General features: G+C 73.4%; 15 protein-coding genes. 3 read left to right on the forward strand and 12 right to left on the reverse strand.

The window, feature by feature from the left end:
- Positions 1–251, forward strand: a 251-nt coding sequence (locus tag ACWDX7_RS24245) for a hypothetical protein (protein ID WP_451493351.1), incomplete at its 5' end; no start/stop codon positions are given.
- A gap of 179 nt (positions 252–430) precedes the next feature.
- On the opposite strand, the gene ACWDX7_RS24250 is transcribed toward ACWDX7_RS24245, so the two are convergent.
- Positions 431–1,438, reverse strand: a complete 1,008-nt coding sequence (locus ACWDX7_RS24250; protein WP_451493352.1) for a stage II sporulation protein M — start codon at positions 1,436–1,438, stop codon at positions 431–433.
- 111 nt (positions 1,439–1,549) lie between these two features.
- On the opposite strand from ACWDX7_RS24250, the gene ACWDX7_RS24255 reads away from it, so the two are divergent.
- Positions 1,550–2,473: an RDD family protein gene (locus ACWDX7_RS24255; protein WP_451493353.1), complete on the forward strand. Its 924-nt coding sequence runs from the start codon at positions 1,550–1,552 to the stop codon at positions 2,471–2,473.
- A gap of 161 nt (positions 2,474–2,634) precedes the next feature.
- On the opposite strand, the gene ACWDX7_RS24260 is transcribed toward ACWDX7_RS24255, so the two are convergent.
- The 8 genes from ACWDX7_RS24260 to ACWDX7_RS24295 form a co-directional block, all read right to left on the reverse strand.
- Positions 2,635–3,273 carry a hypothetical protein gene (locus tag ACWDX7_RS24260; RefSeq protein WP_451493354.1) on the reverse strand — a complete coding sequence of 213 codons (639 nt, stop codon included), beginning with the start codon at positions 3,271–3,273 and terminating at the stop codon, positions 2,635–2,637.
- Between the two features lie 112 nt (positions 3,274–3,385).
- The gene (gene ahcY, locus ACWDX7_RS24265; RefSeq protein WP_451493355.1) at positions 3,386–4,822 is read right to left on the reverse strand and encodes an adenosylhomocysteinase; all 1,437 of its coding nucleotides are present in this window, start codon (positions 4,820–4,822) and stop codon (positions 3,386–3,388) included.
- 368 nt (positions 4,823–5,190) lie between these two features.
- Positions 5,191–6,144: a cation diffusion facilitator family transporter gene (locus ACWDX7_RS24270; RefSeq protein WP_451493356.1), complete on the reverse strand. Its 954-nt coding sequence runs from the start codon at positions 6,142–6,144 to the stop codon at positions 5,191–5,193.
- Positions 6,145–6,216: 72 nt separating this feature from the next.
- Entirely contained in the window at positions 6,217–7,374 is a 1,158-nt protein-coding gene (manA, locus tag ACWDX7_RS24275; RefSeq protein ID WP_451493357.1) for a mannose-6-phosphate isomerase, class I, read from the reverse strand.
- 37 nt (positions 7,375–7,411) lie between these two features.
- Complete coding sequence (locus ACWDX7_RS24280; RefSeq protein WP_451493358.1) at positions 7,412–8,545, reverse strand: SIS domain-containing protein; 1,134 nt, start codon at positions 8,543–8,545, stop codon at positions 7,412–7,414.
- 65 nt (positions 8,546–8,610) lie between these two features.
- A complete protein-coding gene (locus ACWDX7_RS24285) occupies positions 8,611–8,796 on the reverse strand; it encodes a Trm112 family protein (RefSeq protein WP_451493359.1) in 186 nt (61 codons plus the stop codon).
- 247 nt (positions 8,797–9,043) lie between these two features.
- Positions 9,044–10,414 (reverse strand): phosphomannomutase/phosphoglucomutase, encoded by a 1,371-nt coding sequence (locus tag ACWDX7_RS24290; RefSeq protein WP_451493360.1) that lies wholly within the window; start codon positions 10,412–10,414, stop codon positions 9,044–9,046.
- Between the two features lie 78 nt (positions 10,415–10,492).
- Entirely contained in the window at positions 10,493–10,867 is a 375-nt protein-coding gene (locus ACWDX7_RS24295; RefSeq protein WP_451493361.1) for a DUF3499 domain-containing protein, read from the reverse strand.
- 152 nt (positions 10,868–11,019) lie between these two features.
- Here ACWDX7_RS24295 and ACWDX7_RS24300 point away from each other — a divergent pair, with 152 nt between their 5' ends.
- The gene (locus ACWDX7_RS24300) at positions 11,020–11,511 is read left to right on the forward strand and encodes a metallopeptidase family protein (RefSeq protein ID WP_451493362.1); all 492 of its coding nucleotides are present in this window, start codon (positions 11,020–11,022) and stop codon (positions 11,509–11,511) included.
- Positions 11,512–11,888: 377 nt separating this feature from the next.
- On the opposite strand, the gene ACWDX7_RS24305 is transcribed toward ACWDX7_RS24300, so the two are convergent.
- From ACWDX7_RS24305 to ACWDX7_RS24315, 3 genes are all read right to left on the reverse strand, one after another.
- Positions 11,889–13,382 (reverse strand): DUF5719 family protein, encoded by a 1,494-nt coding sequence (locus ACWDX7_RS24305; RefSeq protein WP_451492562.1) that lies wholly within the window; start codon positions 13,380–13,382, stop codon positions 11,889–11,891.
- Positions 13,379–17,056: a glycosyltransferase family 2 protein gene (locus ACWDX7_RS24310; protein WP_451492563.1), complete on the reverse strand. Its 3,678-nt coding sequence runs from the start codon at positions 17,054–17,056 to the stop codon at positions 13,379–13,381. Before ACWDX7_RS24310 ends, ACWDX7_RS24305 begins: the two co-directional genes overlap by 4 nt.
- Before the next feature lie 250 nt (positions 17,057–17,306).
- Entirely contained in the window at positions 17,307–17,570 is a 264-nt protein-coding gene (locus ACWDX7_RS24315) for a WhiB family transcriptional regulator (RefSeq protein WP_003983763.1), read from the reverse strand.
- Between the last annotated feature and the right edge of the window lie 625 nt (positions 17,571–18,195).

An 18,195-nucleotide genomic window follows, 5' to 3' on the forward strand; every position in this document is an offset into this window, starting at 1 on the left:
TGATTTTTGGCACGCTGTTGAGTTCTCAAGGAACGGACGCTTCCTTTGTACTCACCTCAGCACATCGGCTGCGGCTTTCCTCCGGGCTTCGTTCTTCATTCTTGCTGTTCTGCGTTTCCGACTCTATCAGACCTTTTCGATCCGATTTCCTCGGTGCTTTCCGGGTTCCCGCTTTCGCGTTTCCCTTTCCGGCGATTGCGACTCTATCAGAGGTTCTCCACCGGATTTCCCCGGCTTTGAATCCTGGATGAGGAGTCGACTGCACCCCGCTGGAATCTCATTCCTGCTGGGGGCGAGAAAGATTTTAAACCATCGTCGTCGAACTTGTCCAGTCCGACTCAACCGTTAAAATCTACCTCCCCGCTCGCTCCGTGTCAACAGTGTCTGCGGGACTACGAGAGACTAGCAGCTCAGGGGGGCGGGACGCACATCAGGCCGCGGTGGGTTGCGCGGCCGTACGGTCGGCGGCCTCCACGTCGCCCACCTCGCCCGCGCGGGACGCCCTGCCGCCCAGGATGTAGACGTACAGCAGGAAGGCCGCCTCGGCGATGATGCCGATGCTGATGCGGGCCCAGGTGGGCAGGCCGGAGGGGGTGACGAAGCCTTCGATCAGGCCCGAGACGAACAGCACCAGCGCCAGGCCGAGGGCCATGCCGAGGGCAGCCCGGCCCTGTTCCGCGAGGGCGGTGCGGCGGGTGCGGGGGCCGGGGTCGATGACCGTCCAGCCCAGGCGCAGGCCCGTACCGGCGGCGACGAAGACCGCCGTCAGTTCCAGCAGGCCGTGCGGGAGGATCAGGCCGAGGAAAACGTCGAGGCGCCCGGCGGAGGCCATCAGGCCGAGCCCGACGCCCAGGTTGGCCATGTTGAGGAAGAGGATCCAGAGCACGGGCAGCCCGAGGAAGGCGCCCAGGACCAGGCACATCGCGGCGGCCTGCGCGTTGTTCGTCCACACCTGGGCCGCGAAGGAGGCCGCGGGGTGGCTGGAGTAGTACGTCTCGTACTCGCCGCCCGGCTTCGTCATGGCCTTCAGGTCCTCCGGGGCGCCGATGGCTCCCTGCACCTCGGGGTGGGTGGCTATCCACCAGCCGATGAGCACGCCCAGCGCGGTGGAGAGCAGCGCGGTCGGTATCCACCAGCGGCGGCTGCGGTAGACGGCGGCCGGGAAGCCGGCCGTGAGGAAGAGGGCCGCGTCGCGCCAGCTCGCGCGGCGGGCGCCCGTCACCGTGGCACGGGCGCGGGCGACCAGCTGGGTCAGCCGGCCCGTGAGCATCGGGTCGGGGGCGCTGGACTGGATGAGCGAGAGGTGGGTGGAGGTGCGCTGGTAGAGCGCGACGAGTTCGTCGGCCTCGGCCCCGGTGAGCTTGCGGCCGCGGCCCAGGAGCTGTTCCAGGCGGTCCCACTCCGCGCGGTGGGCCGTCACGAAGACGTCGAGATCCATGCGGTTGCCGCTCCCCTGCCCCAGGTCCCCTGATGCTGCCTACTCCTGATGTGGTCAGCTTGGCAGACTGGATGCCGCAGGGGCGGGGCAGGTCACGTGAAAGGTGCTGTGGTGAGCGATCTGGTGACGGGGGACGCTGTCGTCCTGGGGCTGCGGCCCGCGAGGCTGCCGAGCCGGGCGTTGGCTATCGTCCTCGACCTGATCGTGTACCTGACCGGTTACATGCTGATCACGGTCGGGCTGGCCTACGCGACGGCCTCGCTGGACGACGCCGCCAACGCGGCCGTGGCGGTGGGCAGCTTCCTGCTGGTCCTCGTCGGCGTGCCGATCGCGGTGGAGACGCTGACCCACGGCCGGTCGCTGGGCAAGCTCGTCTGCGGGCTGCGGGTGGTGCGGGACGACGGCGGGCCGATCCGCTTCCGGCACGCGCTGGTGCGGGGTGCCATGGGGGTCGTGGAGCTGCTGGGCACCTTCGGGGCGGTGGCCTGCATCGCCTCGCTGGCGTCGGAGCGGGGGCGGCGGCTCGGGGACGTGTTCGCGGGGACGCTGGTGATCCGGGAGCGGGTGCCGGGGGCGCGGGTCATGCCCGTACCCCCGCCGCCGCCGTGGCTGGCCGGGCGGTTCGCCGGGCTCGACCTGTCGGCGGTCCCGGAGGGGCTGTGGCTGGCGATACGGCAGTACCTGACGCGGATGGGCCAGCTCGACCCGCAGGTGAGCGCCGCGATGGCGGCGAAGCTCGCGGACGATCTGGTGGCGCGTACGGGGGCGCTGCCGCCGGCCGGGGTGCCGGCCGCCGCGTTCCTGATGGCCGTGGTGCACGAGCGGCAGTCGCGGGACGCGGCCCGGGCCTTCGGGGCCGGTGGCCGGGCGCAGTCGCCCGGCGCACAGCCTGCCGGGCCCTCCGCCTTCCCCTCCGCTCCGGCCGCGGCACCCGCGCCCGCTGCGTACGGCGTCCCGCAGGCCGAGTCCGCGGCTGCGGCCCAGGCAGCGCCCGTACAGCCCGCCCGGCGCGGCGGCTTCGCGCCGCCCGCCTAGGTCTGTCCGGGCGGTCTTCGTGAATCAGGCCGCGTTGTCCGGTGCGGTGCATCGCAAGGCGGAGGGGCGCAGCTCGTACTCGGCCGTACTCGCGCGCTCCGACAACGCAGGGAGGCGCCGTGCCAGGCAGCGCGGACCCGCGGAGATCGCCCGGACAGGGCCTAGCTGGGCGAGGGACCGGGGTCGGCCTCGAAAGTGGAGGGCGGGGTCTCCAGGTGTTCCAGTTCGATGCCGGGCGCTGAGAGGACCACGTCGCCTGCGATGTGGATCGTGTGGACCTCGCCGGTGTCGAGGGCGCTGACCCGGTATTCGTCCACCAGGAGGGGGCCGCTGTCGGTGGGGTGCTCCGCGCGCGCGACGAGCGCCCAGGCCTGGTCGACCGTACGGGGAGCGAGCACCGGGTCGGTGAGGGCGAGGAGACGGACGCGGGTGGCCGGGGCGCCCGGGGTCAGGCGCAGCAGTCGGGCCGTGCCGATCAGGAAGGCCGGGGAGGTGCCGGTGAAGCCGGAGGCCCGGATGTTGCCTTCGGTGGCTTCGGCGCCGGTGGGGTCGGTGCGCACCCAGGTGACGCCGTCGATGGCGGCGCCGCGGACCTGCCAGCCGGCGGCGTGCACTTCGAGGCGGATGGGCCGGCCCAGTTCGTCGACGGCCAGGTCGACGGAGCCGCGCTGGTCGCCGTTCGGGGCGGTGAGCTGGGAGACGTAGCGCCAGCCGGAGGGGCCGGGGGCGCAGTGGAAGTGCTCCTCACCGAGGGGGGTGTGGTCGTGCGGGTCGTGGAGTGAGTAGCGGCCGCGGGGCATGGGGCACACACACGTTTCGAGGAGTGGGAGTGAGGGGTGGGGTCGGGGGCGGGTACGGGGCAGGCCCCCGGCGGGTGCGCCGGGGGCCTGCTTCGCGTACGGCTGCCGCTGATCAGTAGCGGTAGTGGTCCGGCTTGTACGGGCCCTCGACCGGGACGCCGATGTAGGCGGCCTGCTCCGGGCGCAGGGTGGTGAGCCTGACGCCCAGCGCGTCGAGGTGGAGGCGGGCCACCTTCTCGTCCAGGTGCTTCGGCAGCACGTACACGTCGGTGGGGTACTCGGCGGGCTTGGTGAAGAGCTCGATCTGGGCCAGGGTCTGGTCGGCGAAGGAGTTCGACATGACGAAGGACGGGTGGCCGGTCGCGTTGCCCAGGTTCAGCAGGCGGCCCTCGGACAGGACGATCAGGACCTTGCCGTCGGGGAACCTCCAGGTGTGGACCTGCGGCTTGACCTCGTCCTTGACGATGCCGGGGATCTTCGCCAGGCCGGCCATGTCGATCTCGTTGTCGAAGTGGCCGATGTTGCCCACGATCGCCTGGTGCTTCATCTTGGCCATGTCCGAGGCCATGATGATGTCCTTGTTGCCCGTGGTGGTGATGAAGATGTCCGCCGTCTCCACCACGTCGTCCAGGGTGGCGACCTGGTAGCCGTCCATCGCCGCCTGCAGGGCGCAGATGGGGTCGATCTCGGTGATGATGACGCGGGCGCCCTGGCCGCGCAGCGACTCCGCGCAGCCCTTGCCGACGTCGCCGTAACCGCAGACGACCGCGACCTTGCCGCCGATCAGCACGTCGGTGGCGCGGTTGATGCCGTCGATCAGGGAGTGGCGGCAGCCGTACTTGTTGTCGAACTTCGACTTGGTGACGGCGTCGTTCACATTGATCGCCGGGAACAGGAGCGTGCCCTCGTCCATCATCTCGTAGAGGCGGTGGACACCGGTGGTGGTCTCCTCGGTGACGCCGCGGATCTCGGACGCGAGCTGCGTCCACTTCTGCGGGGCCTCGCCGAGGGTGCGGTTCAGCAGGGTGAGGATGTGGGCGTACTCCTCGGAGTCCGCCGTGGACGGGTCCGGGGCCGCGCCGGCCTTCTCGAACTCGACGCCCTTGTGGACGAGCAGGGTGGCGTCACCACCGTCGTCGAGGATCATGTTCGGGCCGCCGGTGGGCGTGTTCGGCCAGGTCAGCGCCTGCTCCGTGCACCACCAGTACTCCTCCAGCGTCTCGCCCTTCCAGGCGAAGACGGGGACGCCCTGCGGGTTCTCCGGGGTGCCGTTCGGGCCGACCGCGATGGCGGCGGCCGCGTGGTCCTGGGTGGAGAAGATGTTGCAGGAGGCCCAGCGGACGTCGGCGCCGAGGGCGACGAGGGTCTCGATGAGCACCGCCGTCTGGACCGTCATGTGCAGGGAGCCGGTGATGCGGGCGCCGGCCAGCGGCTGGGCCTCGGCGTACTCCCTGCGGATCGACATCAGACCCGGCATCTCGTGCTCGGCGAGGGTGATCTCCTTGCGGCCGAAGGCGGCGAGGGAAAGGTCTGCGACCTTGAAGTCCATGGGTGCTGCTCCTCATGGTGTGGAGAGGGTGGGTACGGCTGAGCCGCGCGCCGTCCGCTTGCGGGTGGACGGAGCACCGAGCACAGTCCGTCGGAGGCCCTCTCTCCCCTCGGCGCGGTCGTGAAGACCCGCCCGACCGCCATCAGCAGCGACGCCTGACACTGATGACGAATCTACACCGATCGGCGGAGCCTGCCCCAGTCGACCGCGGAACCGGATCCGGCGGGAGCGGGGCCGGGGACGCGAAAGCCCCCGCGGCCCGGCGGGAGCAGGGCCCGGGACGCGAAAGCCCCCGCGGCGCGCACGGCGCGGCGGGGGCTTTCGAGCGAGGCCTTCGCAGGGGCCTTCGTACGGACGACCCGCCCTAGCTAGAGCGTCTTGGTCTGGCCGGTGTCGGCCGCGGCGGCGGTTTCGCCGTTGAAGATGTCCGGCTCCAGGTAGATCACGCGGGCGATGGGGACCGCCGCGCGGATGCGGTCCTCGGCGGCGTTGATCGCGTTCGCCACGTCGGCCGCGGTGTCCCCGTGCCGGACGGCGATCTTGGCCGCGACCAGGAGCTCCTCCGGGCCCAGGTGGAGCGTACGCATGTGGATCAGCCGGGTGACGGTGTCCCCGTCGACGACGGCGGCCTTGATCTTCTCGACCTCGTCGGTGCCCGCCGCCTCGCCGAGCAGCAGGGACTTGGTCTCCACGGCCAGCACGATGGCGATGATGATCAGCAGCACGCCGATGCAGAGGGTGCCGATGCCGTCCCACACGCCGTCGCCGGTCACCAGCGCCACGCTGACGCCCGCGAGGGCCAGGATCAGGCCGACGAGTGCGCCGAGGTCCTCCAGGAGGACGACGGGGAGTTCGGGCGCCTTGGCGCGCTTGATGAACTGGCCCCAGGTCTGGTTGCCGCGGACGAGGTTCGACTCCTTGATCGCCGTGCGGAAGGAGAAGGTCTCCGCGATGATCGCGAAGACGAGCACGCCGACCGGCCAGTACCAGTGCTCGATCTCGTGCGGGTGGTTGATCTTCTCGTAGCCCTCGTAGATGGCGAACATGCCGCCGACGGTGAAGAGGACGATGGAGACGAGGAAGGCGTAGATGTAGCGCTCACGCCCGTACCCGAAGGGATGCTGCGGCGTGGCCTCGCGCTGTGCCTTCTTTCCACCGACGAGCAGCAGCCCCTGGTTTCCGGAGTCCGCCAGCGAGTGAACGCTTTCGGCGAGCATCGACGAGGAGCCGCTGAAGAGGAATGCCACGAATTTGGCTACAGCGATGGCGAGGTTGGCGGCGAGTGCCGCCACGATCGCCTTGGTACCGCCCGACGCGCTCATGGTGCTGGGTGTCCCTTCCTAGCCACTGACTACCGGCCGCACATTGTTGCAGCCGTCGGCGCGGACGCTACGTCAGACCACCATGGTGGCACGGAAGACCGTACCGCTTCCGGATAGTTCGACCGTTTCGTCCGCCGGGACGAAGACCGATGCGCCGGGAGCCAGGGGCAGTTCGCCGGCCTTCGGGGAGCCCGCCGTGCACAGCAGGATCTGCGCGGTGCCGGCGGGGAGTACGCGGGGGGCGCCGCCGGGGGCGAGCAGGAAGCGGGAGAGCCGGAATTCGTCGATGGGCGACTCGTAGACCTCCTCGCCGTCGCCCTCGGGGCGCAGCACGTCCGGGTCGCCCGACTCGAACTTCACGACCTTCAGCAGTTCCGGGACGTCCACGTGTTTGCGGGTGAGTCCCGCGCGCAGCACGTTGTCGGAGTTGGCCAGCAGCTCGACGCCGAGGCCGTGGATGTAGGCGTGCGGGACGCCGGCGCCGAGGAACATCCCCTCGCCGGGCTGCAGTCGGACGTGGTTGAGCAGCATGGCCGCGATCACGCCGGGGTCGCCCGGGTAGTCGTGGACCAGGGAGGCGTACGGCTCGTACGGTCCGCCGAGGTGCTCGGCGGCGGCCGCGGCCTCGGTGACGGTGTGGGCCATCTCCTCGCGGTCGGCGCTCAGTACGGCCGTCAGCACTTCGCGCAGCGCGGCCTCGACGGGATGGGCCCGCAGCAGGTCCGCGTACGGCTTGAGGGAGTTGACCGCTAGCCCTTCGAGGAGTTCGGCCGACACCTCGGGGTCCCGGAAGCCGCACAGCGCGTCGAAGGGGGTGAGCGCGCAGATCATCTCGGGCTTGTGGTTGGGGTCCTTGTAGTTGCGGTGGGCCGCGTCGATCGGGATGCCGCGGCGCTCCTCCTCCGCGAAACCCCGCTGGGCCTGGGCCAGGTCGGGGTGGACCTGGAGGGAGAGCGGGGCGCCGGCGGCGAGGAGCTTGAGGAGGAAGGGCAGCCGGGGACCGAACGCGGCGACGGCGGCGGCGCCGAGCTCGCGTTCGGGGTCGGCGGCGATGACGTCCGCGAGGGTGGTCTCGCCGGCGCCGCGGTCGAGGCGGGAGGGCGCGCCGGGGTGGGCGCCCATCCACATCTCGGCCTGGGGCTCACCGGTGGGCCGGACCCCGAGGAGTTCGGGGATGGCGGTGGTCGATCCCCAGGCGTAGGGGCGGATCGTATTGGTCAGACGGTCCATCGCTCGTCTTCCTGGATCGGGGGCACGGGTGCGTGCCTCAGCTGTGTCCCCCCGAGGCCAGCGCGAGGTAGGCGGTGGCGAAGTCCGTGACGGCGAGGAGTTCCGCGAGCTGCTCCAGCTCGGCTCCCTCCTCAGGTTCCAGCTCGCTGATGGCCGTGTCGTGGCTGAGGGCGAGTTCGCGTGCGGCGGGGGCGGCGGTGAGGCCGCCGGTCGGCCGGTCACGCAGCAGGACGATGCGGGCGCGCAGGGCCTGGGGCTCCTCGACCCGGTCCCGGAAGAAGTCGTCCGGGTCGGCCCCGGCGGCGAAGGCTCCCGCCAGCAGGACGCCGTGGGCGGGGAGCGCCTCGGGGAGCACGGCGGCGAGCGCGGGGCGCCCGGCGAGCTCGGCGAGGGTGGCGGCGAAGCGGCGGCCGGCGGGGGCGGCGCCCTCGCCCTCGCTCCAGATGAGCGGGAGGGAGTCGGCCAGCTCGGCGGCGAGCGTCTTGGCCGGGTTGGAGTACGTGGCGACCGCGGGTCCGCAGCGTTCGGCGGTGCGGTCGAGCCGGTCGGCGACGAGCTGCAGGGTGCCGGGGGCGGCGGTGATCAGTCCGACCCGGTCGAGGAGCACCAGCAGCGGCGTCAGCAGGGCCCACAGGGCGCCGGGTCCGGCGGCGGCGGACTCGTCGTACTCCTGGTACGGGGCCTTGGCCATCGGTACGAGCAGCCCGTGCGCGCCGTCCACCGCCTCGCTCAGCGGTGAGCGCTCGGGGGCCACGGCGACGACGGTGCAGCCGCGCCGGTAGGCCTGCTCGGCGAGGAGGGCCAGTCCGGGCTCGGTGCCGTCGGTGGTGGCGACGAGCAGCAGGTCCACGGGGCCCGCCCAGCCCGGCAGGCCCCAGCGCAGCGCGCCGGCGGCGTGCGCGACGCCGGTGGGGTGCAGCCGGATGACCGGGGCGGAGGCTCCGGCGAGGGCGCCGAGGAGGTCGGCGACGCCGGTGGCGGCGGTGCCGGGACCGGCGATGAGGACGGCGCGGGGGCGGCCGTCCGGGCGCAGGTCGCCGAGGCCGGCCTCGGCGGCGTGCCGGGCCGCGGTGCGGACTCTGGCCCCGGCCTCGGCGGCGCCGCGGAGCAGGCCGCGGCGGTCGGCGCGGGCGAGCGCTTCCGGTGCGTCGAGGAGCGACTCGTCGAGCATGGCGGCCTCCGGCGGTGTCGAGGGACCCAAGTGGCGGAATCGGTCTCAGCGTCTGCGCGGCCGGCTCAGGCGGGGCGGCGGGCCTCGTCCACGAGGAGCACCGGGATGCCGTCGCGGACCGGGTAGCCCAGACCGCAGTCCTGGCCGGTGCAGATCAGCTCGGGCGCGGTCTCGTCGGCCGACTTGTCCTTCAGGGGCGAGTGGCAGGCGGGACAGGCGAGGATCTCCAGAAGGCCGGCTTCGAGCGGCATGGGGGCTTCCCTTCGAGCATGCGGTTTTGGGCGAGGTCAGCGTACCGCCGAGTCACCTCCGGTGCGGGCCGAGGTGTCCGGTGCGGCGGCGCCGTTCCGTCCTGCGGCGCCGCCCAGGCGATCCCGGCTCCGCCGGGTACCGGGCTCTGCCCGGACCCGCGCCTCAAACGCCGGCGGGGCTGAACTTGCCCGCCGGCGTTGCTGAACTTGCCCGGCCCGAGTGGCCGGCGGGGCTCAACTTGGGGAATCAGGCGCGGATCAGGCCGAGGACCTCGTCGCGGACCTTGGCGAGGGTCGCCTCGTCGCGGGCCTCGACGTTCAGGCGCAGCAGGGGCTCCGTGTTGGAGGCCCGTACGTTGAACCACCAGTCGGCGCCCGTGACGGTCAGGCCGTCGAGCTCGTCCAGGGTGACGTCGTCGCGGGCCCCGTAGGTCTCCTTGACGGCGGCGAGGCGGCCCGCCTGGTCGGCGACGGTCGAGTTGATCTCGCCGGAGCCCGCGTAGCGGTCGTAGGAGGCCACCAGAGCGGACAGGGGGCCGTCCTGGGCGCCGAGGGCCGCCAGGACGTGGAGCGCGGCGAGCATGCCGGTGTCCGCGTTCCAGAAGTCCTTGAAGTAGTAGTGCGCGGAGTGCTCGCCGCCGAAGATGGCCCCGGACTTGGCCATCTCCTCCTTGATGAAGGAGTGGCCGACGCGGGTGCGGACGGGGGTGCCGCCGTTCTCGCGCACGACCTCCGGGACGGACCAGGAGGTGATCAGGTTGTGGATCACGGTGCCGGTGCCGCCGTTGCGGGCGAGCTCGCGGGCCGCCACCAGGGCGGTGACCGCGGACGGGGAGACGCCCTCGCCGCGCTCGTCCACGATGAAGCAGCGGTCGGCGTCGCCGTCGAAGGCGATGCCGAGGTCGGCGCCCTCGGCGAGCACGCGGGCCTGGAGGTCCACGATGTTCTTCGGGTCGAGCGGGTTGGCCTCGTGGTTCGGGAAGGTCCCGTCGAGCTCGAAGTACAGGGGGACGAGGTCCAGGGGGAGGCCCTCGAAGACGGTGGGGACCGTGTGGCCGCCCATGCCGTTGCCCGCGTCGACCACGACCTTCAGCGGGCGGATGGCCGCGAGGTCGACCAGGCCCTTGAGGTGCGCGGCGTAGCCGACGAGGGTGTCCTGCTCGGTGATCCTGCCGGGAACGACGTCGGCCGCGACGGCCGGGGCGCCCTCGTCGGACCACTTCTCCACGAGCTCGCGGATCTGCGCGAGGCCGGTGTCCTGGCCCACGGGGGCCGCGCCGGCACGGCACAGCTTGATGCCGTTGTACCGGGCCGGGTTGTGCGAGGCGGTGAACATCGCGCCGGGCAGGTTCAGGGACCCGGACGCGTAGTACAGCTGGTCGGTGGAGCACAGCCCGATGAGGGTGACGTCCACACCGCGGGCCGCCGCGCCACGGGCGAAGGCGCCCGACAGCCCGGGGGAGGAGGGCCGCATGTCGTGGCCGACCACGATCGCGCCGGCGCCGGTGACCTCCACGAACGCTGCCCCGAACAGCTCGGCCAGCGGCTCGTCCCACTCGTCCGGTACGACGCCCCGTACGTCGTACGCCTTGACGATGTTCGAAAGATCTGCGGCCACTGCCTGCCCTCCTGAAGGTCCGGTGCTGGGGAGCAAACCTACCTCGTACGGCGAACCGCTTTTCGGACGATCCGCGTTTCAGGAGTCCGGCGAGCGCAGGACGCGCAGGTGGCCGCGACGGGTCTCACCGGTCACCGGGCCGCCTTGGCCGCCCCCGCCGACCTGGGCCGCGCGGTCCGGCGGGCGGGCGGCTTCGCGTACGGCGTTGGCGAGGGCTTCGAGGTCGTCGCCACTGGGGCGGGACGGCGCGGAGCCGTCGGACAGCCGGACGACCTCCCAGCCGCGCGGGGCGGTCAGGCGCTCCGAATGCTCCGCGCACAGGTCGTAGCAGTGCGGTTCGGCATAGGTGGCGAGCGGGCCGAGGACTGCGGTCGAATCGGCGTAGACGTACGTCAGCGTTGCGACGGCAGGGCGGCCGCACGCGGTGCGAGAACAGCGACGTACAAGGCTCACGACGTTGGACGGTACCGCACTCTTGACCGGGCCGCGACGACTCTCCCCCCGGTCACTCCCCCGTGTCGCCGTCGGCGGCCGGTGGCCGTGGTCTGCCGGGGTCCGTGGCGGAGCAACCGGTACGGGACCGGGGCGAGGGCTACGCTGCGGGGGTGACGGACAGCCCCCTGCCTCCCCGCCCCTCCGAGACCCCGGCCGGGTCCCCCGCCGGGCCTCCCGCCGAGCCGCGCCCGCGCCGGCGCGACCGGCACGGGCGCGGGATGCGCGGACCGGTGGCGCCGCCGCAGGTGCCGTTGTCGGCGAGCCGGTCGGAGCTGTTCGGCGACCTCGTACGGGACTCCGTGGAGCGGCTGGAGCGGCGCTGGCCGCAGCTCAGCGAGGTGGAGTTCGTGGTCAGTGACGTGCCGGGGCCGCCGGGCGGCCCGGACGGCGGCTGGAACGACGAGGCCGTGCCGCTGGGCTCGCTGTCGGAGCCGCGGCCGGGCCGGCCGGCCCGGATCGTGGTCTTCCGGCGGCCGGTGGAGATCCGTACGAAGACCCTCGACGAGAAGGCGATGCTCGTCCACGAGATCGTGGTCGAGCAGGTCGCGGAGCTGCTGGGCCTCTCGCCGGAGACGGTGGACCCGCGGTACGGCCAGGACTGACCCGGCCGCGACCGCGGTCGGGCCGCAGGGCAGCACCGGACCGCCGGGACCACCGGACCGCCCGGCACACCGGACCGACGGGTTCCGGCGGCGGCCGGTCCCGGGGTCACGGGGCCCGGCCGTCGCGGGGCCCGGCGGTCGCGGGGCCCGGCCGTCACGGGGCCCGGCCGTCACGGGGCCCGGCCGTCACGGGGCCCGGCCGTCACGGGGCCCGGCCGTCGCGGGGCCCGGCGGTCCCGGCGATCCGGAAGTCACCGGCCTCCGCCGTCGTCGGTCCGGGCGACACGGCAGCCGGCCGACCCGTCAGCCCGCGGTCACCCGGTCCGGCCCACACCTCAGGCGGCGCTCATCCGGTCCGGCGGTCACCCGCCTCCGTGCTACCTGGTCAGGACCGTCAGGTCCTCCGTGGCGCGCGGGACGGAGACCGTGGAGCGGTCGTCCGACAACGGCTGGACGGTGAACATCGCGATGCCCTCGTGCGGCAGCGAGAGGGTGCGGGCCGCGTGGACCGGGCCGCCCGAGAGGGTCTCGACGGTCAAGGCGTAGGTGCCCTTCCCGCCCGCCGGGGCCACGGCCACCGTCTGCGTCGTACCCGCCTTGACGGTCACCTCCTGCGACGCCGCCTCTCCGCCCTCGGTGCCCGGCGAGGCCGTCACCTTGACCTTCGCGTCCGACCCGCCCGGCGCCGTCAGCGACAGCACGGTCGCGTTCTCCTCGGCCCGGTTGCCGACGACGCTCGCCCGCGCCCCCACCGGCCCGGTCGCCGGGACGAAGCCCAGCTCCTGCTTGGCGCCGCTGCCGCGCACCACCCGTACCGCCGCGACCACCGGGGCGGCCTTCTTCTCGTCCGCCGGGGTCAGCAGCAGCGAGCCGGCCTCGCCCCGGGTCACGTCCTTGAGGTCCACGCCCGCCGTCATGCCGGCCTTGGCGTGCAGCTCCTCACTGCCCGCGGGCGAGATGGCGCCGCCCGGCGCGGCCAGGCGGAGCTTGAGGCCGGCGTCGTCGTCGCCGGGCGCGAAGAGGACCAGCCGGACGGAGGTGGCGTCGGCCGGGATCCCCGGCAGCACCAGCGAGCCCGCCGGGTCGGTGGAGGCGGGCAGCCAGTCGGCGCCCACGCCCTCCTCGGCGACCTGTACGGAGGCCCCGACCCTGCCCGCACGGGTCGTCACATGGGCGGTGGCGTCCGCGAGCTGGGCCCCCGGGGCGAGCGAGGACAGCAGGACCGCCTTGGTGGAGCGGGGGTCGACGCGGATGTTCTCGCTGGTGCCCTGGTCGGCCTTGACCACGCCGTCCGGGCCGAAGAGCTTGACGTCGACGACGGCGGCGGTGTCGTCCGGGTTGGTGAGGTGGACGTAGTCCTCGCGCCCCTTGGCGGTGCTCACCCCGGGGAACCAGAAGTCGGTGCCCGGCGCCGTGCAGCCGACGCCGAGGACGCCGCGCGAGCGGCCGACCGCGACCTTGGTGGTCTGCTGTGCGGTCCAGCCGGGGGCGAGGGCCCCGTCGGCGGTGCCCGTCAGCGCGGGCGCGTCGGCGCCGTTGGCGGTGGCCGCGCCCGGCTTGCCGGGCTCCTTGAGCTCCAGCACCGCCTTGGCGTCCTTGGTGGCGCCGAGCAGGCGGGCGGAGCCCTTGCCGTCCGCGGCGGCCTGGCCGGGGGTGAAGGAGGCGTACGTGGTCTCCGCGATCTCGGAGGTGCTGGGCGCCGGGCACACCAGCAGGGACCGCTCCACCGGCATCCGGGCGGCGGCCGCCGCCTTGCCCTCGGCGGCCTTCCCGGCGGGGGCGGCGGGGGGTGCGGTGAGGTGGGCGATGCCGGTGAGGGCGGCCAGCGCCGCGGTCACGGCCGCCAGCGTCAGGGGTGCGCGCTGCTTCACTGCTGGGGGCTCCCGTCCGGACGCGGGTCGTGCTGTCCGTAGGTGTCGTACTGCTCGTACGGGTAGGGGTACGGCTGCTGGTCCGGGTGCTCGGCCGGCTGCTGGACCGGCTGATGCGGCGGCTGGGGAGCGTCGTAGCCCTGCTGCGGGTACGGGTGCTGCTCGTAGCGCGGCGCCGCCTCGTACGGCTGCTGCGGGGGCTGCTCGGGGTGCTGCTGCGGCTGCTGCGGGCCGTAGGCGTAGCCGTCCTGCTCCGCGTACGCCGGGTACGCGTACGTGCCCTGCCCGTACGCCGGCTGGGCGGGGATCTGTGCGTACGGGTCGGCGGCCGCGGCGGCTTCGGCGGGCGAGGGCGGTACGGGCGGCTCGGCCGCCGCGCGCAGCCGGCGGGCGCGGCGGCCCTCGCCGGCCTCACCCGGTCCGGGCAGGTCACCGGCGGCGGCCGGCGCGGCCTCCTCCTCCGGCAGGTCGTCGTCGAGCCGTGCCCGGCGGCCCGGCAGGGCCATCACCAGGAGCACCAGGGCGAGCAGGCCCTGCGCCCAGTGCCAGGCGGTCCGGGGGAGGGAGTTCTCGTGGACGAGGTCGAGGCGGCCGCCGGCGGCGGGCAGTTCGAAGCCCTGCGCCCAGCCGTCCAGGGTCTTCGGCTTGAGGGGCTCGCCGTCGAGGGTGGCCTGCCAGCCGGGGGCCGCCCGGTCGGCGAGGCGCAGTACGCGGCCTTCCTCACCGGCGGGGATGTCCCCGTGGGCCTCGACGGGGCCGGAGGCGACGGGGATCGGGGCCTCGCCCTGCCGGCCGGAGACGATGACGGCGCGCGGCAGCCAGGGCTCGACGCCCCACAGCGCGGTGCCGTCCTGCTGGTGGCGCCGGCTCAGGCCTGGGGTGGCGTCGAGGACGCGGCGGATCTCGTCGTGGCCGCCGGGCCGGAAGAGCACGAAGCGGATGGCGTAGGCGCTGAGCTGGCTGGACTGGTCGGCGCCGGATCCGGCGACCAGGTTGGAGACGACCTTGTCGAGCCGGGGGTCGCCGCCGGTGGCGGCGGCGACCTCCGCGGCGCCGAGGCGGCCGCCGGAGCCGCGGACGAGGCTGTAGGAGACGGCGGCGGGCGAGGCGACGTCCAGGATGAGGGTGCGGGTCTGGTTGTCGTCCCCGCCGGCTTCGGCGACGAAGGCCGGGACCTGGACGGGATCCCGCCGCTCCAGCGGGCCGTCGGCGCCGCCGAGCATCCAGCCGGCGGCGACGAGCACCGGGCCGGCGACGGCGGCGAACGCGATGAGCGCGGCGAGCGGCTGGCGCCAGCCGAAGCTGCGGGCGGCGACCCGCTCGCGGGCGCCGTCCGCGCCCAGCGCGGCGGCCGTGAGCAGGGCCAGGCCGTAGACGAGGACGGCGGGGCCGGCCCAGGCGGTGCGGTTGAGGAGGACGGCGAAGAGCAGCCCGGTCAGGGCTGCGGCCCAGGCGGTACGGACGGCGGCCTGCCGGTCGGTGCGCAGCAGGGCGGCCAGGGCGGCCAGGACGATGCCCGCGAGCAGCGGTCCGGCTGCGGCGCCGGGACCGCCCGGGCTGATGCCGAGGAGGTCGAGGGCGCCGGCGGAGCCGGCTCCGTAGGGCAGTCCGGCTTCGCCGAGGAGGCGGCCGGGGTGCGTGAGCAGGCCCAGCGACCAGGGGGCGAGGGCGATCAGCGGGACGGCGAGGGTGGCGAGCAGCCGCAGGCCGTACGCCTTCCACCGCGTCTTGGAGCGGGCGAGGCGCCGGGCGAGCGCGGCGGTCCCGAGTACGGCGGCCAGCGGCCAGGCGACGGGCGTGAAGGCGGTGGCCAGCGTCAGCAGGAGGGTGTACGTCCACACCGCGCGCCAGCCGCCCCGGGCGGCCTGCGGGCCGTCGGGCTCACCGCCGAGGGAGAAGGCGGCGACGGCGGAGCGGGCGATGAGCGGCAGCAGGACGGCGAGGACCGCGGTGCCGAGGTGGCCGCCGGCGAGGGCTCCGGTCACGGCGGGGAGGAAGGCGTAGGCGAGGGCGGCCCAGGCGCGCAGCAGCCGGGAGGTGACCAGCGGCCGGGAGGCGAAGTAGGCGGTGATTCCGGCGAGCGGTACGGCTCCGACGAGCAGCAGGGTCAGGGCCGCCTGGGTGGAGCCGAAGAGGAGGGTGGCGAGGGCGCCGAGCACGGCGAGGTAGGGGGGTGCGTCCGCGGTGGAGCCGGTGCCCACGGGCTGCCAGGTGTCGGTGTAGGCGCGCCAGAGGTCGAGGCCGCTGTCGGGGGCGGGGAGCAGGGCGCCGCCCATGAGGGAGCCGCCTGCGAGCAGGCCGCGGCAGGCGACGAGGGAGACGAGCAGGAGGAGGGCGAAGAGGAGGGGGGCGGGGTTGCGGGCGATCCGCCTGAGGCGTGCGAAGCGCTCGGTCTCCAGGTAGTCGCCGTCCTCGCCGGGCGCGGCGAGGATGCCGCCGCCGTGGCGGCCGGCGGCGGCCGTTTCGGTGTCGCGGTCGCCGCCGAAGTATCCGGCGAGCTGTTCGGCGTTGGCGCGCAGGGAGGCGCCGGGCGGCGGGAAGAGCGGGCGCAGTTCCGCGGCCGGGACGGCGGGGCGTCGGCGGGCCTTGCGGGCGGCGAGGATGCGGCCGGGGCGCAGCAGGGTCGCCAGGAGGCCGGTGATCTCGTCGACGGCCTGGCCGGGGGCCTTGCCGATGAGGTAGGCCAGCGTGCGGAGCAGGGTGCCGGCCAGCACGCGCAGCAGCACGTAGGGCAGGGCGCGGCCGGAGCTGTTGGCGAGCATCGTGTAGACGGCGCCGGCCTTGTCGACGCGGTGCGGGCTGGCCGTCGTACGTCCGGCGCAGTCGACGGTGCGGCGTTCGCGGGCGGCGGCCTCGGCGTGGCGCAGCACGGCGTCGGGGGCGACGAGGACGGTGTGCCCGGCGCTCTGGGCGCGCCAGCAGAGGTCGACGTCGTCGCGCATGAGGGGCAGGCGCCGGTCGAAGCCGCCGAGGGCGTCGTAGACGTCGCGGCGGACGAGCATGCCGGCGGTGGAGACGGACAGGACGGGTCTGACCTGGTCGTGCTGGCCCTGGTCCTGTTCGCGGCGGTCGAGCCCGGTCCAGCGGCGGCCGCTGCGGGCGATGGTGACGCCGGCTTCGAGGAGCTGCTTCTTGTCGTACCAGCCGCGCAGTTTGGGGCCGATGACGGCGGCGTCGGGGTTCTCGTCGGCGACGCGCAGCAGTTCGGTCAGGGCGTCCGGTTCGGGGGCGCTGTCGTCGTGGAGGAGCCAGAGCCACTGGACGGGTTCGCCGTGGGGGAGGTCGGGGAGGTCGTAGGCGTCGTCGCGCCAGGTGCGGCTGACGGGGTCCCAGCCGCTGGGGCGCTTGAGGTACGGGAGGTCCTCGGGGGTGAGGGTGCCGGCGGTGCGGACGCCTTCGTCGACGGCGGCGCCGAAGCCGGTGCGGCGCGCGAGGTGGAGGACGCGGTCGTCGCCGAGTGCCTCGGTGAGCAGGCGCGCGGACTCGTCGGCGCTGCCGGTGTCGGCGGCGATGTGGTTCTGCGCGGGGCGTTCCTGGCCGAGGAGGCCGGCGAGCGTCCGGGGCAGCCAGCGGGCGCCGTCGTGGGCGACGAGGACCGCGGTGACGACGTGCCGGGGGAACTGGGGGGTGGCGGCAGCCTCGTGGGAGGCCGTCGACTGGCTGTGCAGGGACATCGCGGTACGGGCCCTCCGGCCGGGGGTCCGGGGGTGGTGTGCCCTCGGAGGCTGCTGGACAGCGCCCCACACTAACGGCTGCCACAGCGGCGGTCCGCCTCCTGCGGGGAAGGTGCGGGAGGCGGACCGTGGGCTGTGCTCGGCGCGCTGTTCACCGTGCCGTCGGGCTTGCGGTGGGTGACGGCCGGCCGGGCCGTCGATATGTCGTGCGATGTGCGGTAGGTGCTCTTCGGGGAGCTCCTGCGCCCCCTCAGACCGCTGCCTTTTTCAGCCGGCGCCGCTCGCGCTCGGACAGGCCGCCCCAGATGCCGAACCGCTCGTCGTTGGCGAGTGCGTACTCAAGGCATTCGGAGCGGACTTCGCAGGCCAGGCAGACCTTCTTGGCCTCGCGGGTGGAGCCGCCCTTCTCGGGAAAGAAGGACTCGGGGTCGGTCTGGGCGCACAGAGCGCGCTCCTGCCATCCGAGCTCTTCGTCCGCCTCCTCGACCAGCAGTTCCTGAAACAGCTCGGTCATGTGCGCCCCTCGCTCTGTCTGTGCGTCCCCGTGCCTTGCCGTTACTGATCGCTACGTAACGACACGAGTGAAATTACAAGTGGGTGGCTCCAGCCCAGTCAAGCCGAGATCTGCTATTGGGCCCCTTATTCACTCTGCGGAACCAAGCCTAAGCAGAAAGTGTTCATATCGCGAAAAATCGTGACACATGCCATGGGCGCCCCGCGAAGCCCGCCTTCCCCGTCATCGACGTGTCACTCACAGGTGCGGTTGCGATCCGGCCACAGAAGCGGCGCAGATCACATTCCGGTCACGATGGCGGGATCCGGTTTGAGGGGGACCACAGCGGCACATCCCCTGGCCCGGATTGCACAAACCTTTCTCCGTGCAGGGCAACCGGATGAGGTGAAAACGCGCCCCACATCGGGCGGTGAAGTTGACAGCCGCTCCCCGAACCGGTCTCCTTGTCCCCATGTCAGCGACCGCAGCCACCACCCGGACCCCCATTCGTGGGTTCCTGTGCGCTGCCCAGCTTCGCTGTTGCTGTTGCAGCTGTTGATGCCCGCGGAGCACCGGCTCCGCTGAGCTCCGGCCAGCCCCCGCAGCAACCGCCAGCACGACTGACATCCGTCGAGGTATCCCCACG

It is taken from the genome of Streptomyces sp. NPDC003034, from assembly GCF_053591375.1.

What these genes read in the sequence shown, in the direction of transcription:
- ACWDX7_RS24315 (WP_003983763.1), bottom strand. Translation starts at nt 17,570, where the DNA reads ATGACCGAGCTGTTTCAGGAACTGCTGGTCGAGGAGGCGGACGAAGAG.
- ACWDX7_RS24285 (WP_451493359.1), bottom strand. Translation starts at nt 8,796, where the DNA reads ATGCCGCTCGAAGCCGGCCTTCTGGAGATCCTCGCCTGTCCCGCCTGC.
- ACWDX7_RS24310 (WP_451492563.1), bottom strand. Translation starts at nt 17,056, where the DNA reads ATGTCCCTGCACAGCCAGTCGACGGCCTCCCACGAGGCTGCCGCCACC.
- ACWDX7_RS24280 (WP_451493358.1), bottom strand. Translation starts at nt 8,545, where the DNA reads ATGCTCGACGAGTCGCTCCTCGACGCACCGGAAGCGCTCGCCCGCGCC.
- ACWDX7_RS24260 (WP_451493354.1), bottom strand. Translation starts at nt 3,273, where the DNA reads ATGCCCCGCGGCCGCTACTCACTCCACGACCCGCACGACCACACCCCC.
- ahcY (WP_451493355.1), bottom strand. Translation starts at nt 4,822, where the DNA reads ATGGACTTCAAGGTCGCAGACCTTTCCCTCGCCGCCTTCGGCCGCAAG.
- ACWDX7_RS24250 (WP_451493352.1), bottom strand. Translation starts at nt 1,438, where the DNA reads ATGGATCTCGACGTCTTCGTGACGGCCCACCGCGCGGAGTGGGACCGC.
- ACWDX7_RS24270 (WP_451493356.1), bottom strand. Translation starts at nt 6,144, where the DNA reads ATGAGCGCGTCGGGCGGTACCAAGGCGATCGTGGCGGCACTCGCCGCC.
- manA (WP_451493357.1), bottom strand. Translation starts at nt 7,374, where the DNA reads ATGGACCGTCTGACCAATACGATCCGCCCCTACGCCTGGGGATCGACC.